The 15,521-nt window shown below is 46.6% G+C and carries 14 protein-coding genes; all 14 read right to left on the bottom strand.

The window, feature by feature from the left end:
• Nucleotides 1–9 precede the first annotated feature (9 nt).
• Nucleotides 10–1,530, bottom strand: coding sequence for a hypothetical protein (locus AB1L17_RS23425; protein ID WP_412847304.1), 1,521 nt, complete (start codon nucleotides 1,528–1,530; stop codon nucleotides 10–12).
• A gap of 17 nt (nucleotides 1,531–1,547) precedes the next feature.
• Nucleotides 1,548–2,429, bottom strand: coding sequence for an S-layer homology domain-containing protein (locus tag AB1L17_RS23420; protein WP_412847306.1), 882 nt, complete (start codon nucleotides 2,427–2,429; stop codon nucleotides 1,548–1,550).
• Nucleotides 2,429–3,760 (bottom strand): CpaE/TadZ family protein, encoded by a 1,332-nt coding sequence (locus tag AB1L17_RS23415; RefSeq protein WP_412847307.1) that lies wholly within the window; start codon nucleotides 3,758–3,760, stop codon nucleotides 2,429–2,431. The genes AB1L17_RS23420 and AB1L17_RS23415 overlap by 1 nt, the downstream gene beginning before the upstream one ends.
• 28 nt (nucleotides 3,761–3,788) lie before the next feature.
• Nucleotides 3,789–4,403, bottom strand: coding sequence for a hypothetical protein (locus AB1L17_RS23410; RefSeq protein WP_412847308.1), 615 nt, complete (start codon nucleotides 4,401–4,403; stop codon nucleotides 3,789–3,791).
• A gap of 11 nt (nucleotides 4,404–4,414) precedes the next feature.
• Complete coding sequence (locus AB1L17_RS23405) at nucleotides 4,415–5,662, bottom strand: hypothetical protein (protein ID WP_412847310.1); 1,248 nt, start codon at nucleotides 5,660–5,662, stop codon at nucleotides 4,415–4,417.
• A gap of 10 nt (nucleotides 5,663–5,672) precedes the next feature.
• Complete coding sequence (locus tag AB1L17_RS23400; RefSeq protein WP_412847312.1) at nucleotides 5,673–6,101, bottom strand: hypothetical protein; 429 nt, start codon at nucleotides 6,099–6,101, stop codon at nucleotides 5,673–5,675.
• A 97-nt stretch (nucleotides 6,102–6,198) separates the two neighbouring features.
• On the bottom strand, nucleotides 6,199–7,992 hold the full coding sequence (locus AB1L17_RS23395) for a peptidoglycan DD-metalloendopeptidase family protein (RefSeq protein ID WP_412847313.1): 1,794 nt from the start codon (nucleotides 7,990–7,992) through the stop codon (nucleotides 6,199–6,201).
• Nucleotides 7,989–10,514 (bottom strand): GumC domain-containing protein, encoded by a 2,526-nt coding sequence (locus AB1L17_RS23390; protein WP_412847314.1) that lies wholly within the window; start codon nucleotides 10,512–10,514, stop codon nucleotides 7,989–7,991. Before AB1L17_RS23390 ends, AB1L17_RS23395 begins: the two co-directional genes overlap by 4 nt.
• 7 nt (nucleotides 10,515–10,521) lie before the next feature.
• On the bottom strand, nucleotides 10,522–12,390 hold the full coding sequence (locus tag AB1L17_RS23385) for a VirB4 family type IV secretion system protein (RefSeq protein ID WP_412847315.1): 1,869 nt from the start codon (nucleotides 12,388–12,390) through the stop codon (nucleotides 10,522–10,524).
• Nucleotides 12,383–13,021, bottom strand: a complete 639-nt coding sequence (locus AB1L17_RS23380) for a hypothetical protein (protein ID WP_412847316.1) — start codon at nucleotides 13,019–13,021, stop codon at nucleotides 12,383–12,385. Before AB1L17_RS23380 ends, AB1L17_RS23385 begins: the two co-directional genes overlap by 8 nt.
• 290 nt (nucleotides 13,022–13,311) lie before the next feature.
• The gene (locus AB1L17_RS23375; RefSeq protein ID WP_412847317.1) at nucleotides 13,312–13,698 is read right to left on the bottom strand and encodes a hypothetical protein; all 387 of its coding nucleotides are present in this window, start codon (nucleotides 13,696–13,698) and stop codon (nucleotides 13,312–13,314) included.
• Between the two features lie 152 nt (nucleotides 13,699–13,850).
• Complete coding sequence (locus tag AB1L17_RS23370) at nucleotides 13,851–14,438, bottom strand: metal-dependent hydrolase (protein WP_412847318.1); 588 nt, start codon at nucleotides 14,436–14,438, stop codon at nucleotides 13,851–13,853.
• A gap of 226 nt (nucleotides 14,439–14,664) precedes the next feature.
• Nucleotides 14,665–14,925: an AP2 domain-containing protein gene (locus AB1L17_RS23365; protein ID WP_024983286.1), complete on the bottom strand. Its 261-nt coding sequence runs from the start codon at nucleotides 14,923–14,925 to the stop codon at nucleotides 14,665–14,667.
• Between the two features lie 161 nt (nucleotides 14,926–15,086).
• The gene (locus AB1L17_RS23360; protein ID WP_412847319.1) at nucleotides 15,087–15,521 is read right to left on the bottom strand and encodes a reverse transcriptase-like protein; all 435 of its coding nucleotides are present in this window, start codon (nucleotides 15,519–15,521) and stop codon (nucleotides 15,087–15,089) included.

Raw genomic sequence — 15,521 nt, 5'->3', positions numbered from 1 at the left:
CCACACTCCTCATTTGAATCTGACATCGACTTGAACATCGTATATGGTGTTAGGGGCAAGCCCTGAGAAGGTATATTCCTCTTCGTCTGTCCAGCTTGAGGTTTGGATATTCTGACCATCTATTAGAATGCTAAACTGACGTTCTACAGGGTCAGGGTATGTTTGGGTGTCTGTTACTTTTACGCTGTCTTCCGACAACTCCACGACATTCACAATTGGATTGGGCGGACCGATCGACGTAACGGAATGTGAAGCGATACTCTCGTTACCCGCTATATCGATTGCTCTTGCGTAGATGGTTGCATTTTTTGTCAGCGTGAGCGGTTCGGTATAGGTCGTCCAGTCCCCATTATCAATCTTGTACTCTTTTACATTTGCATCCGATGGAAAGTTGATCGTGACTGTTTTGGAGACTGCCTGTCCGATCGGATCTTCCGAAAAAGTTGGTGCTGCTGGAGGGGTTTTGTCCACCACAAAATTCCTTGATTCAATACTGCTATTTCCTCCCTTATCGTCTTCAACCCACACCTTCAACACATGGTTTCCCTCCGGGATTGTTGAGTCAATCGTGATGGTTTTATTAAATGACTGTGGTGATCCAGTAGAAGGATTTGTAGCAATGATTTGCGCGGGATTCGAGTCAATTTGATACTTCGTCGTGATCACATCTCCAACATCGGCATCATTCATTTGCCCGGAAATTGTATAAGTGTTGAACCCGGAAACTTCAGATAAGGTGAGATTGTCCACCGTTGTCAGCGTAAGAGTTGGTTTCGTGTTATCTACATAAGTGAGTGTTACATTGTAGGAATAATAATATGTTGTTGATCCGTATACGGTCCCACTATAGTTCTGCGTATAGGAATACGTTCGTGTATCGATTTCAGGTCTAGTAACTGTTCCCTTGTACCTAATCGTCAAAGATGTTGCATATAACGTATCAGTTCCATCAGTTTCCGGACATCTTACATAATTGAAATTCGTCTTCTCAACCCATTTAAGTGTTCCCGTGTAGCCTCCCGAGTTATAAGGGATATTATCTGGCGCATTAAAAGGAGGTAAATTGCACGGATCACCGCTCCTTGAAAAGCTTCTCGTTTCCTCCGCAACAAAAGAGTCCGCGGGAATATAAGTCCCTCCTGTTTGGACTTGGGTTACACTTCCGCTTTTATAAAGTGTTCCCGAGTACCCTCCTGAATTGTAAGAGATGCTACTAGGGAACGAACCAGTTGTATTCGTCAATGAGTCAGTCACCGTCTTAGACGGTGTGTGGCTTCCAGTCGGAGCCCCATTGTTCACGGTAATGGTTACATTATTTCCATTGACCGTGTATGAAACTGTCCCTGTATCTACGCTTATACTGGTAACACTCTTAAGGTTAGGGATGGTAATGGTTTTTGACTGTGATCTACTTGGGCTGGAAGGAAAACTGATCGTCTGCGTTGCAGCTTCCGTTTTCAGAGGCATAGACGAGAACAGTAATACTGCAGCGGTAATTGCAGCCGTAGCTTGCTTTATCCATTTTTTCATTGTCTCACTACCCTTCTCTACATCTTCCGCTCATTTTGTTCATTGATAATTCCTTTCATCTTCAAAAAACGAACCATCATAGTCGCGGCTTCTGCACGAGTGGTGTTACCGTTGGGGCGAAAGGTTCCATCCGGAAAGCCCTTTAAGAGCCCAGCAGCAGCCACTTTCTTCACGTCAACTGGATACTTCATGGCACTCTCGTCCTTGAACTTCACATCTTGCGAAGAGACTTCAGGAACATCTACGGCTGTCCAGAGGGCAATCTCTTCACGCGGGATCGCAGCATTAGGGAAGAAATGCCCTTCCGAATATACTTCCGGATTAATGTTCTTACGGACTACCAGAGAAGAAACCGGCCCGAAAAACCAATCATCTGGTTTTACATCAGAAAAGACCGTTGTTTCCACTGGCTTCGGAACTGTTGATGCCATTTTTAACACACGCTCCAAGAGCGCAGCATATTCCGCTCTCGTGATGGTTTTTTCCGGCTTAAACGTTCCATCTGGATAACCTTTCAGTAACCCGAGTTGGGTCATTAGCAAAATGTCGTTTCTCGCCCAATGGTTTACAGAATCCGTGGGTACACTGAATATCGAATCATTCTTCAGATCTCCGCCGGTACTGTCAGCACTGTCTTCGTCCCTTTTTTCAGTATTTTCAAGAGGAACCGTTATAATTTGGGGATCGTTTTCGGTATTGGGAACCGTAACCACCACCGTTATTTCATCCTTTTTGTACGTAAACTCCAAATCTACAAAATTCCCCTCCTTGTCCACGATTTTATAAGCGCTCGTCCCTTCCGGAATGGATACCGTAGCCTTTTTTTCCGCGAACGCAAAAGAGTGGGCGCTTCCCACTAAGGAAAGCGCCACGACAATTGCGAACAACTTTTTCATCATTATTTCCCTCCAAACAGTCTCGCAAAAAATCCGCGTTTTTCTTTCACCGCGAATCCAGATACGAGAGTTTCCATCACTCCAATGAGGGCAACAGAAAAGGGATGGGATTTATCTTCCTGCACCAATACCTTCCCTTCATTATGAATCGCTCGCATGCCGGAAGCCTCCGGCAAAAACCCGATGATAGACAACCCATTCAAATATGCTTTGCACTTTTCCCTCGTAAGGGTATTCCGGTCTTTCTTCATCGGCTCAAAATTCACCAACACACTGACTTTTTCCAAGGATAGTTGCCGTCTGCTCCAAAGATCCAGATATTCCTGTGAATCCTTGATGGTTGCCAAATCGTAGTCAACGACCAGCAGGGTCCTGTTCGCCATCGACATTGCCACACTGAGAAGGTCTTGCCGCTCTGGCCCGATATCAATCACCACGTAGTCAAATGTCCGAGTGAGATGGGTCAAAATGTAGCCGACAAGCTCGGGAGAGCAAGATTGGCCTACATTCACACCAGGCAGTACATACAGGCCGTTTGGGTGCTTGACCACCAGTTTGGTGAGAACTACTTGATCCGTTACCTGCGCCTTGTTTTCGAAATACGGCTCCCACGTTTTCACATTTACTTCCGACTTGATTCGCATTCTAGTTGTCACGTTGCCGTGTGGGTGCATCAAGTCAACAAGAATGACCCGACCGTTTGCATGATCATGCAACAGCCGGGCCACGTTCATGGCGATGGTTGTTTTTCCGATCCCCCCCTTTGTTGAGGTAACCACAAACATCTGTCGTCCCCCGATGGGCCGAATGTGAAGTTCATCCAGACGTGAGAAGTTGACGGATACAGTCTCAGGTTGCTGGTCAATCGGGGGATGGAACTCTTGTTTTTCTTCCTTCCTTTGCTGCTCTTCATGTTCCATCGGTTCCGAAAACTTTGACTGTTCTTTGCTCCGGGGAACCGAAGAAGATGGTCTTGTCCTGGGTACCAAGCGAATGACGTGTTCAATAGGCTTCGTTTCCGTTTCCGAATCGTTTGTATCATATGAAGCGGTGGAAACATGATCCGTACGATCCAGGAAGTCGTGGGCACCATTCCGCATGGCATCCTTCATTTCTTCGACGTATTGTTCGCTCTTCGGATTCCCAAGGACATACACCGTTGCATGATCCCGCAGAAGAGGGAGCAGAACTTTATCCTCTGGCCAGAGAAGATACACGATGGCATTTGGAGTTTCCTGCACATGGGACAGCAACTGATCGGGTGAAACAACCGTTACGTCTTTATTTTTCAAGGGAACTGTAGAAAATACACGCTGTGTTTGAGTAGCGAGCATAATCATCTTCCTTTCGTTTTTTCAGTCATCAAGGATTTTCCACACGAACAATGAGTGTGCGCCACTCCCCTTTCGCCGGGGCTCGTATGTTTTGTTCGTCGCCATACATCTTCCGTAGTACACCTCTCCACTCTCTTTTTGTCATCGGAGCTGATTGGTCATGTATGATGGGCGCTACTTCATAAGCAAGACCTAGCCGTTTGGCTTCCTTCATGGCTGCAATCGTCAACGTTTGATGGGTGGTTCCGACGAAAACCACCCTCTTTTTCGGATACGTTTTAGCGAAGTTGTACAACCGCTGCAAATCACGGGTGTACTGTCTCAATACCCGAATAGGCGTACTTCTTCGCTTTTCACCTGGTTCTATCAAGTGAATTTCAAACCAAATTTCGTCGTCGGACTCGTTGTAGGGGATCACAAATGTTCTCTCCAGGCCCATTTGCTTGGCTTCACGATAGTATTTCTTCTTGATCGCCTGCCGTTTGGCGACACCGAAAAAAACTAGAACAACGGCTCCCACATACAGAGTTGCAGCCAGGCACAAAAGAAACATCCCTACATAGTAGTGGGTTAAAAAACAGATGACAGCGATTGCCATCATCCCATTGAACAACCGATAATCCCGTTTCTGCCATACACGCATCTCGTGCATCCTCATCCGATACCACTTCTCATGTACTGATGGAGTGGGTCCATTTGAACGATCTTGACCAATTGATCGCATAGCCCCTCATCTGAAAACGCTCGGGGGATGCCGTTCGCAATGTCCAGATGGGCTGCATGGTCATACGGAAGCGCCAACGTAAGGAGGAGAGGAATCAGTTCTTGGGGGTGACAAGCCCCATCATATGCCATATTCCATATCACTCCGGCGGGTTGAATTCCATCCAGCGCCTTGCTGATGATCACCTGCCGGGCGTAATCTGAATCTACGATTACATACACAACAGCCCCTGGTGGGATATCATCCTTTTTTGCTGCTTCCACAATCAGTACGCCAATCTTGGCAGAAGGCTTAGCATCCCTACCTGCAACCGTAAGGGGGATGTCGGATAGCGTAAACGGAAACGTTGGCGCGTTAAACCACAGTTTCGTCTTGCATGTCGGCGTACAATCCTTGTATATAACGGGAACACGTAATCGTTTGGCTGCAGCTATAGCCGTATTCACGCCGACATATGTTTTTCCAGTCGATTCAGGTGAATACAGCACAATGATTTTCTCCGGAGTCGCTTCTGGTTCTTTCTTACGAGCCTCTACAGCTGATTTCTCGGCCATCACTGATCTTTCGGGAGCGGTTTTGTTTTCTTTCTCACGTGCTTCCCATTTCTCTCGCAGCTTTTCTCTTACGTCCGTCACAGACTTGGAAAATCGGAATACCCGTTGGTTTATCGGACGTTGAGAACCTTCCTGATTTTTCTCTTCAGTCGCTACCAGCTTAATTTCTTTTGCTCGGTAGGTATCCTCCGATGTAAGCTCCTCTTCCTGACGAAGAAGGTGTTTCACCTGTTTACGAGTACCAGGATGGTGAAGAGCGGCAATCACCTGATCCACCTTGATGGTATCCCCCATGATCAAATCGTAGATTCCCAATCCAATCAGCCTTGCCAAAAAGGGATGACCTGGCGGGCGTTCATTGAGGATCATGACAACACGAATCCCTTCCTCGACAATTGACTCCATTATTTTGAGAATGTTTGCTTCCGCCCCCACATGTCCCGCATTCTGATCAAAACGGGAAGTCGGAATGGTTTCCGAGAACAATACAACGTCTGGTTTCAATGAAGGAACCATGGTGACAAGCTGTTCCGCATACAATGCCCTGCCGACTTCCAAAATGCCATCCTTTTTGCTCACATAATCATCCAGCGCTTCATCCCCTGTGGCAAAAACAATTTTCAAGACCATCACCTCACTGGAGGAATTCAATGAATTTGCGTAATAATGGGACGCCATGGATTGTTAAAAACAATCCTAGTGCGACAAAGAAAAGAAAGGACCAAACCCATGCCAGTATTTTTTTTAGTCCTAAAAAAAACAGCAGCACCGATCCCAAAATGAGAAACGGTCCTACCATCAAGAGAAATGTAACCGATAGTTTCAGAGATAGTTCTGTTAACCATGACCGAATGACTTCCGTTTTTTTCTCCAACCAATCCAGGAACGCATCGTTTTCCAAGGAGGACGACTCCTTAATGATAAACGTCCCTTTTTGACTTTCCTCCAATCCAGATAAAATATGATTAGCGACGTCGTTTTGGGGCTGCTGTCCTTGCTCGGCGTATGCGACCGAGCTAAACAGCAACCAAACAATCATGAGAAACCATCCCCACTTTTTCATATGTCCCTCCTAATGTTTGATGATCCAGACCCGACGTTTTTGTCTTCCAAAATGAAAGGCATCTCGCTCGGGCGTTTAGAATACCGACCCGTTTTCTCTATTCATCATCAGGATTTAAAATATCGCCTCCTTCAAAATCAGGTTGCTCCCCGTAAACATCCAGAAGACCGTCTGCTTTTAAAAAGTCGATCCACTTGAGTGGGTCCCGCCGTTTCCCTCCAATGGTGACATCCATGTGAAGGTGGGCGCCGGTACTTCTCCCCGTACTGCCAACATACCCAATCAATTCTCCCTGCCGGACTCTCTGACCGGAAGAAACCACGAACTTACTTAGGTGCAGATACCGTACAACAATGTCCTGTATACGATTCTTTTCATGAACTTGTGTATCCAGTTTTAACGCAACGTAATTTCCGGCCGAGTCCGAACTTTTCGCAACCTGCACGATCCCTGAGTTAATCGCCAAAACTGGAACTTGTTCGGGTACTCCCCAGTCAACCCCATCGTGAAACTCTCGCTTGCCAAATAGTTCTCGGTAACAAAAACAGCTGGTAATGGGCCATGTACTGCCATCCCAAAATGTTTTTCCCCTCACTTCATAGTTTGGCGGCTCAATTTGAAAGCCAGGGTCGAGAATGTAGATGGGGATTGATTGGTAGTAATACGTGAATCCACTACCTAGGGCAACTTGAGCTTTGACCAACTTCTCCTCGTCTGTATCTTCTCCACCCATGAAAAGGTAAACGACTTCCTCTTTCTTGGTTCGATTGGTGATGTCGTCTATCCAGGAAGTGAGGAGATCATAGGATATAAATAAAAACTTGGCTACCTCATCGACAAAACGATCCGCTAGAATGTCATCATTGATGTTTTCTGAGTATTCTTCCACAATCGCGTAGCCGTACCTCGGAATATACACTTTCATGCCGAGTTGAAGACCGTATGGGTTATCTTCGGCAACCGCAATCGTTCCGAACCGTGTATCACTTCCTCTTCGTGGCAGTGTACCAAGTGGTGTCCTGCCTTTATTGATACGCCACGAATTGTCGTAGACCTGAACTTTTGCATGCATGGATTCAATAAACTCTTTTGGCGTTCGTTCCGGCAGGAGAGCATACAAGTCGATTTCTCCCATCTCATTTCTGGGGGCAGAACCAATTGGCGATCGGGCAATCACTTGTTGCATTTCCGGAGGAAACAGGTATTTCACGCGGGGATCTTTCAGATCCCGATCAAATCCATAGGCTTGGAAAATAACGATGTCGATATTCTGGTTATCCTCCAAGCCATAGTGTCGAAGCGCCTGTTTCAACTTTCCATACGTGAAGTTCGTGTCTACGCGTGTTAACTCCTCACGACATGTTCGGGTGCCGTCCGAATGCTGCTCATAAACGGGTTGGTAATGATACTGATAGGTCCCGATGTAGGTATGAGCAAAATCAAGAAGGGTTTTGCCATCACAAGCGATTCGGAAGCGAAACTCCGGCTTGACCAGCTCGTAGGTTTGGTTCAGATACTTTTCCATTTGGGATAGATCGTCGAAGTTGTAGGCTAGTTTGTCGATAGCAGCCATGATGCCCCATGAAAGTTGATGATCATGCTGGAAGACTTGGTCAATTTCCTCTTCTGTCAATCCTTCTTTCCATGTAGCTGCTTTCTGCTCATACGCCGCTTTGATTTCCAGACCGGTTTTCGGATCAAAATCATCTCTTCCGGTAAAGTTCAGCATTCCCCCCGTGAGATTGAACATCGAGTCTAGGGTTAACATCACGAGAAGCACAATAAAAAGCAGTGGTATCATGCTCAAAATGAGAGAGAACACCATTCGTTTGACATAACGATAAAGAAGGCGGGCCATGAGCGCGCCCACCTTTTTCAATCTTTCCATCATTCTTTACGGAATCTCCTTTGGAGTTCCAATCCCTCTTCACCTTTTCTGAAACTGCTGATAATCAAGTGTGCCTCCCCCTTGTTCTTTACTGTGCTTGCTGGAACCCCCAATTTTTCTAGTGTGTACGCTTGTTTTTCGGTAACCGGATCAGCGAACCATGCGGGTTCAACGTTCACAGACGTTTGTCGATAGGGCTGCCGAAATGCCTCTCCCGATGAATGTTGGAGTGAACTTTTCCCTTGAGATACGGGCCGGAGAGCTGTTTGCTGCGGCGCTGGCGTAAATACCGGTTCAATGCGGTACTTCCTCACAGGAACGGATGGACCAGAAGAGGTTAAAGGAATCAGCTTCCCGGTAACTTTTTCAAGATGCATTTTCTGCCTCTCCGCGTTCATCCTTCCAGCCAACGCTTGTTGATAGTTTTCCGCTGCTCCTTGATAGGTTCGTTCCAACTCCTCGTATCGAGCACCTGCATGAGATTCTGCTCGCTGTACTCTCTGTGCAGCCTGATTCACCTGATAGCCTGCTTCCAAATATTGAGCAAGGGAAGAACCAGGGCGATAACCGGCTTTCATGATTGATTGAACATCTTCGCTCCGATAAACGGGATTTACAGCCCGTTTCGTTTGCTGTAACTGCTTGTAGGCTTGTTCCACCTGCTGGCGGGCCATGTTCTTTTCCGGTGTATTTGGTTTGATGGCTTGGTAATCTGCCAACGCCCTTTCATACGTTTGCTTGGCATCCTGAACGGTCTGGTTCGCATGAATCAGCTGCGTCCGTGAACGATGATACGCCCCTTCATGCTGCTGTAACAGGTTTCTTGCTTTTACGCGTTCTTCCGGCTCCATTTGTTGATACAAAGCATCAAGGTTACGTTTGGCCTGCAGGTGATCCTGCTTCGCTGCAAAAACCGGGCTAATCTGGCTGTCAACCTGACGGAGAGCAAATGCTGCTTCCTCTTCACGCTGACGGGCTTCTGCCCACTTTTGTGGTAATTCCATCATCTGCTGGTAGGCTGCTGCCTTTTGGCGATGAAAATCACGGTCCAAAAACGGAAGCCGAGATGCTACGCTGTGGAGACCCTTTCGTACTTCAGGTGACGACGCTGCCGCGGTGAGTTGGTTGGCCGCATATCCGGAAAGTCTGGAACCCACTTTCGTTCCTGCGATCATACCGGGCGCACCTGCCAATGCCATTCCCGCTAATCCTCCAAAAGCGCCTGCACTAAACTGGAATCCACGCCGCAGGGTATTTCCAATGGACTGCCTTAGACTTTCGCCGGGTTGAACCAAGCCGCTTTGTTGATAAGCGTCACGCATCCCGTGAAAGCTTTGCATGGCTAACTTCCCTGTGTTCATGACACCCGCAATTCCAAGACCCGAAAGAGTCAGATAGGCCATCTTCCGCATCCACCCTGCTCCCTCTTGAGCAAATCCACCACCTTGAAATACTTCCCGCACAAAAGCCCCAGCTGGAATAATCGCAAGCAATAATACGACTGAATAGGCAATCTTCTCCACATCAGGGGCATCCTGCATGAGATTGAAGGCAAAACAGTAGAGCAAGGCATGAACCGGCTGCGTGAACAGGTTGGTCAGCATTTCCCGATTCCACAATCCAAACAGGTGACGCTTGGAGGGAAAATTTTGCAGCATCGCAATGATCGGGAACAGCACCAATAACCCCATGATGACAATCTTCTGCATGAAGTAAATAAAAAAGATCATCCCGTGCTGAGCCAGAGAGATCAATTTCAGCAATGCTTCCGTCAACTTGTCCTCAATGCTGTAATTCAATAACCCCTGCACGACAATTTCCGGATCGACCAAATTGGCGAACAGGGCGACAAATAGCATGGCAATATCGGAATAGATCCCCACAAGAAAGGGGATAAACAGGATTGCCAACGCTGAAAGAACCATGGTGGAGATAATGCTTCGGGCAGTAATGCGATCCTGAACACCGCTCGGAAACATCAGGTAATTTGCCTGATACCCTACGATAATGACAGCTCCTGCCCAAAAGATTCCCATCATGTAGTAGTAGATGTACTTAATGATCTGCCATGTACTTTCATTAAAGCGATAGTAGGCAAAACGGTCTTTGTCCTTAAATCGCACCTCTTCCGTACCGTCTTCGCTCTTCACAATTTCAAAGTTAAAGATTTGCCGCTCCGGCGGCGGAATCAAGAGTTCGAGCCATGCGGCTACCTTCTGAACCACGAAACCTACACTACTCCCCAGGAAGTTGGCGTCATTAAAGGCAATATCATACGCTGAAACACCAATACCGGTAAGGATCGCTCCCCATTTTGCCTTGTCATAAACTTTCTTCGCTTTTTCCCCCACTTTCGTTGCCTTATCTGAAATTTTTCCAAACCAACCGTCTTTGAAAAGATTTCCGATCCAGCTCCCTACAGCTCCACCTTTACCGGCATCTGCTTTATACACACCAAATGTCGTCAGGCCAACACCGGTAAGCATGACAATGGCCACAGTAAGGATTACGACTCGTCTCCACAATGTTTGCTCACCCCCCATGCTCTGGGAAGAAAATCTCCTGTTCCCAAGGAGAGAACTGCGTCACCACACGCACACTGTATTTTGGCTGCTTGATGATCGCGTGGTGAGCTAATCCCATTCCCAAAAATTCCAGTTCCCCTTCGGTTAGTTTGAACAGCTCGGCACATCTCTGCAGATCGCCTTCGTGTTGAGCAAAGATAATTTTCGTGTCGCTGTTCTGTATGACTGCCCTGCCGTGCTCATTCTCATAAAACTTTTGGAAGTTCTGAGTTGCCGCAATCGGCCCTCCCTTTCTCTTGCGGAACCGCCGGAAATAGGTTTCCAACGCCTTGGCCGAATACAGGTTTTTGAACAGTTCCTGGCACTCGTCCGCATCAACGCGGAACAAAGAGCCATCATCCAAATCGCGCTTTTTCAAAAAGCGGTTCTCCAGATAAGAAAGAACCACAATGTTGGCAATCGGTAATAATTCCGAATTGTGAAGATCCCTCAAACCAAATCCTGCACAAGGTGCCTTTCCAAGTTCCACATTGGTTTGACAATCAAAAATCCCAAGGGTTCCCTTATCCGTGAATCGTTCAAGGGTTAATACGGTACCTTGCAACTCGCTGATCCCTTCCGCCAGCAAACAAAACTCATGATAAAAGTTCCCAAATTGCGGCGGTTTCTTTTTTTGCTTTGTGACGAATTGGTTATTCTGAGGATCAAAATATGCGTCATGATACAAACTGCGTGGATCTTCCGTAATCCCACACTTTTCATAAGCCCTGCGCCACGCCCGATCCATATATGCTGCGATCACTTTATGATCGGCACTATCCGTCAGACCCGCCATTGCAGCTGACAGGTTGACCATATCTTCGACCTTCCCCTGCAGGTCTACAATGAAGCCGCGTTCCTTGTGGTGTTCTACTTCGATGTCTGCTGGGTTGAACCGTAAATCGGAGTAACGGCTGATCGGCAGATAGATACCTCCCAAGGTTTCAATGGTTCTTTTCAGGTCTCCTTCCTGATCGATCACCGCATGGTAAACGCCGAAAGGAACCTCTCCTGAAATGATCTTTTGAAGCATAGCGGTTTTTCCGGTACCCGAAACACCAATAAGGGAGATACCAAAATTGTTGACGTGCTGTTTATTGAAACCATCGAAAAGGACCGGAGAACCAACGTCGTAGTTTAATCCCAATATCGGGCCATCCTCATGCGGCCAATCCGATACGGTAAAGGGATACAGGTTGGTTCCCGCTGCCAAATTCATCTCCTTCCACGCTTCTTTTCGCTTGATGGCCAGAGGACTGACCGCTTTGAACATCAGGTCATGCTCATGGTCTGCTGGCTTCAGGCAGTCCTTGGTCCCGCCGAACTTTGACATGAGGCGGTCTGCCTTTTTTTCTAGCTCTTCCTGGCTTGTGGCAGCCAGAATGATAAAGTTATCGAAGTAGATTATGCGATCTCGATTGTTATCAATATCAGAACGTAATTGCTGAAGCATGGCCAGTTCCTCTTGTTTGGACAGCACACCACGGCTGGACGCTTGTTTGGCACGATCAATAAGTTTGGATTCGATTCCCTCAATACGGGTCGTTAGCCAGGACAAAATCCTGTCTTTGTCAACAGGGGCGATATATTGGATGAAATCAATATCCCCAGGGAAACTCACAAGTGGGTGCAGATATCCAAAGTCAATTTCAGACGGCCACCCGTCTACAAAAAACGATTGGATATACCTCTCTCCTACCTGAATGTACGTAGCAGGTGAGAGATCAGCAAAGTTTGGAGCCAACACTTCAATAAAATCGTGGATCGGACGATATTCATCATCCTTCTCCTTCTTGGCCGACCAAGTGAACTTGACTTTTGTTTTCAGGTTAAGCAAACGCGGGCACCCCTCTCACAAACAAGCTGTCAAACCCCTTTTCATAGAGATCAACACCCGAGATGTACTTGGACTGTTTTTTATTGCACCAAGCATGCAGAATGTCGTAAACTTCCGGTGTCTCCAGACGTTTGTATCGCCGTACAAACCGTTGGATACGCCCCAAAGACTCCTCGATACGATCACTGAGAAAGTCATTGGCTTTTTCCGGAGAGCGGGTTGGGTCATCTAAAGGAAACACAAGAAAGTTTCGGCGAACCGGCAGGTTTCTCGATGCCAGCAACTCCCGATTGAAGTGTTCTTGCTCCATCAAAAACGCCTCCGTTGTTGAACCGGAAGCGTTATAGGTACGGATAAAGTTGAACCGATTTTCTTTTTGTCTTTTCATGACTTCTTCGAGATCGACCTGACGGCTTTGAATGTACAAAGCAATTTCAATCTCCAACGTCCGCAAAAAGTCCTGCCAGCCAAAGTACACATTCCGCATCTCTTTTTCCGAACAGTGGGTCAACGGAATGGGAAAAATCTCTAAATACTTCCGATAACGGCCGTTTGATAAGATTACAAGTCCATCCTGGACATCTTCCAGTTCCAGATACTCCGGCCAACTAATGCTCTTTCTGGAGTCCAATGTATCCTCTCCTTTCCCTTCGGGTCACTCTTTTCGGTCTCAACCGGAACAAAAACCGTCGCCACCACACGATCCATGGAGATTCCCCATTGATTTTTCGAAACATGAGATAGCCCCCTGCAATAGGAAACAAGGGGACAATCTCGTACAAACCAATGGAAACGGAGACAAGCAGCCCGGTAAACGAAATAATGCAAATGATCCATTGTGTGTTGGAAAGAACGAAAAGCGGGATGTCATTTTTTATCCCTTTCGGTACTCGTGCACGCATGGTACTCACTCCGTCTTTGCTACACCTGCAGCATGTTGTAGATGACCTTGGCTAACGTAACCAGGCTTGCGATCAACAGCAATGCGATAATAATCCCGAAACCCCATGTTTTTGCGGTCTGTCTTGCGTTTTGACCCAAGGCTATGAAATTAAGAAAGAACCCTAGCAATGCACCAGAAATGACGGATGAAGCTAAAGATATCCCAATAACCCAGTTAAAAATTTTGTTGATCAGCTGACTAAAATCATTTTCGGGATTTCCTTCGGTCAATCCAAATGGATCAAAATTTGGCTTGCTGTTTACATTTGCATACGCCACTTGAGACTGAGTAATCGGGACAAACAGTGACGAGAACAAAATGACAACAAGCATCAGGATCTTGACTGATTTGACAGTCCAGCTCATGCTAATTCACCTTTCCTTTTTCAGCAATTGGGAAAATGTCGAGGCTAGCTGTGCAAAATTCCTCCCTCCCTTCAAGCATGTATTGCTAAGCCTCTCACTAATAGAAAAAGCCCGGTATCGTTTGGATACCAGGCATTCAAAATGTAGCGCTCCTAACCAGGGAGATATGACTGAATAATAATCCACGCTGTGTAGACAGTGGCCCCCCATTGGACAAGCAGCCGTTCAGCGGTTGAACCTGTTTGAAAAAGCGTTACTCCGAAGCGCCTTGAGCTCAACGGAGAAAACAGTGCAATCTTTTCAGATATGAAATCCAAGGCGAGATGAGAACCGTACCCAATCAGGGCCGGAATCCACAAGTTCGGTTGATACAACCAAGCAAATGCGACAACGACTCCGATTCCCACAAAGCCATGTGTGGGGCTTTCCCGGTTTTTTACAAGTACCAGTAAAATCAGAAGAACCCCAATAGCCATGAATAACAGTTCGCGATTTCCCCACCCGTAATGAACCAGCATCCCTCCTATCACCAAGAAAGCAAAGGGACGGAGCCATGAAGGAATGAAGGGCATAAACATCCCACCCATTCGACTTCTTGGCTCCGTTATATCAGGAAGCAACGATGTAAAAATGACCGTGCCCAGTCCCATTATCCATAGCGGCAATTCACCCCATTGATGCGGTAGTTTGTATGAGCAGTACGCAGCAACCGCAACAGTCATATGTGTGCGTCCCAGCATGGAAGGCTCTCCTTCAGGTTGAGTAACTGTTTATTGATGTCATCTAACTTTTCTCGTAGAATTGCCACTCGTTCGGGCGGGCATGTACGCAACTCTCGTTTCAACTTGGCTCGCTCCGAAAGCAATCGTTGCACATGGTTGTTGATTTCAAACAGAACTCCCATCCAATTTAATCCTCCTTTCACAAAACGTGCCCAAAACAAAAAGCCCTTTGCAACAGGGCCTCTTACTTCAAAGCTAGTAACCGACCAAATACGGTATCGAACATGTCAATTTTGGATTCTGCCGCTTTTCTTGCTTCCTCAAGTGATGTGAATTCCTTTCCGTCATCCAATGACCGATACTTTTTTGGAGATTCAATCTCAAAAACGTAAGCTTGGGTATCACGGCGAAATGTAACCTTTCCTCGATACCCCTTTTTCTTGAACGTCCACTCCACCGGCTGTAGATACGGAAAGTCACGTAAGGTAACGGGTATTAATTTCAACCACAAAACCCCCAATCATCATACAAAAATGGGTATTTTAAGCGACGAAAGGAATAAAAATATCGCTTTTCCAAGCGATTCGGAATGTGCGTATAATTCAAGCACTTTCATATTGTCAATACATAGCATAAATCATCATGGGAATGTTTTCAAGTACCAATTTACCAGAAACTCACCATGACAAGTTGTTCCGCCTCATTTCCCCCTCCTACACAAGTAACAGAATCGAATGACATCCCTTGTTCCTCTTCCTGCTGCTCTCGATCCAACCGCTCAAACCGAAAATGTTGAAGATTTGCAAGCATGCTTCTTACCTTTACACAATAGTTGAACAGACGTGCTTTTTTGGCCTGCCATTGGCCACTTGCCTGTTTCATGACAAGGGAATTTGTACCGAGTAACTTTACCGCTGTAATGCCACGGGCGAGTATTTCTTCAAGCAACACCTGGAGCGCATGATAGTACGCCTCGTTCCGATCCAGCCCTTCAACACGCTCTTGAAATTGCCACACCATTTCTCCTTCTGGAGAAATTAACCACGCAATAGCATACAAATTCTTCTTGTTTCGGGTAATGTCAAAGCAACCTGTATACAT

The sequence above is a fragment of the Brevibacillus jepli genome, assembly GCF_047229145.1.
In the GTDB taxonomy this organism is placed as follows: domain Bacteria; phylum Bacillota; class Bacilli; order Brevibacillales; family Brevibacillaceae; genus Brevibacillus.
This window is presented reverse-complemented; position numbering and strand designations above follow the sequence as displayed.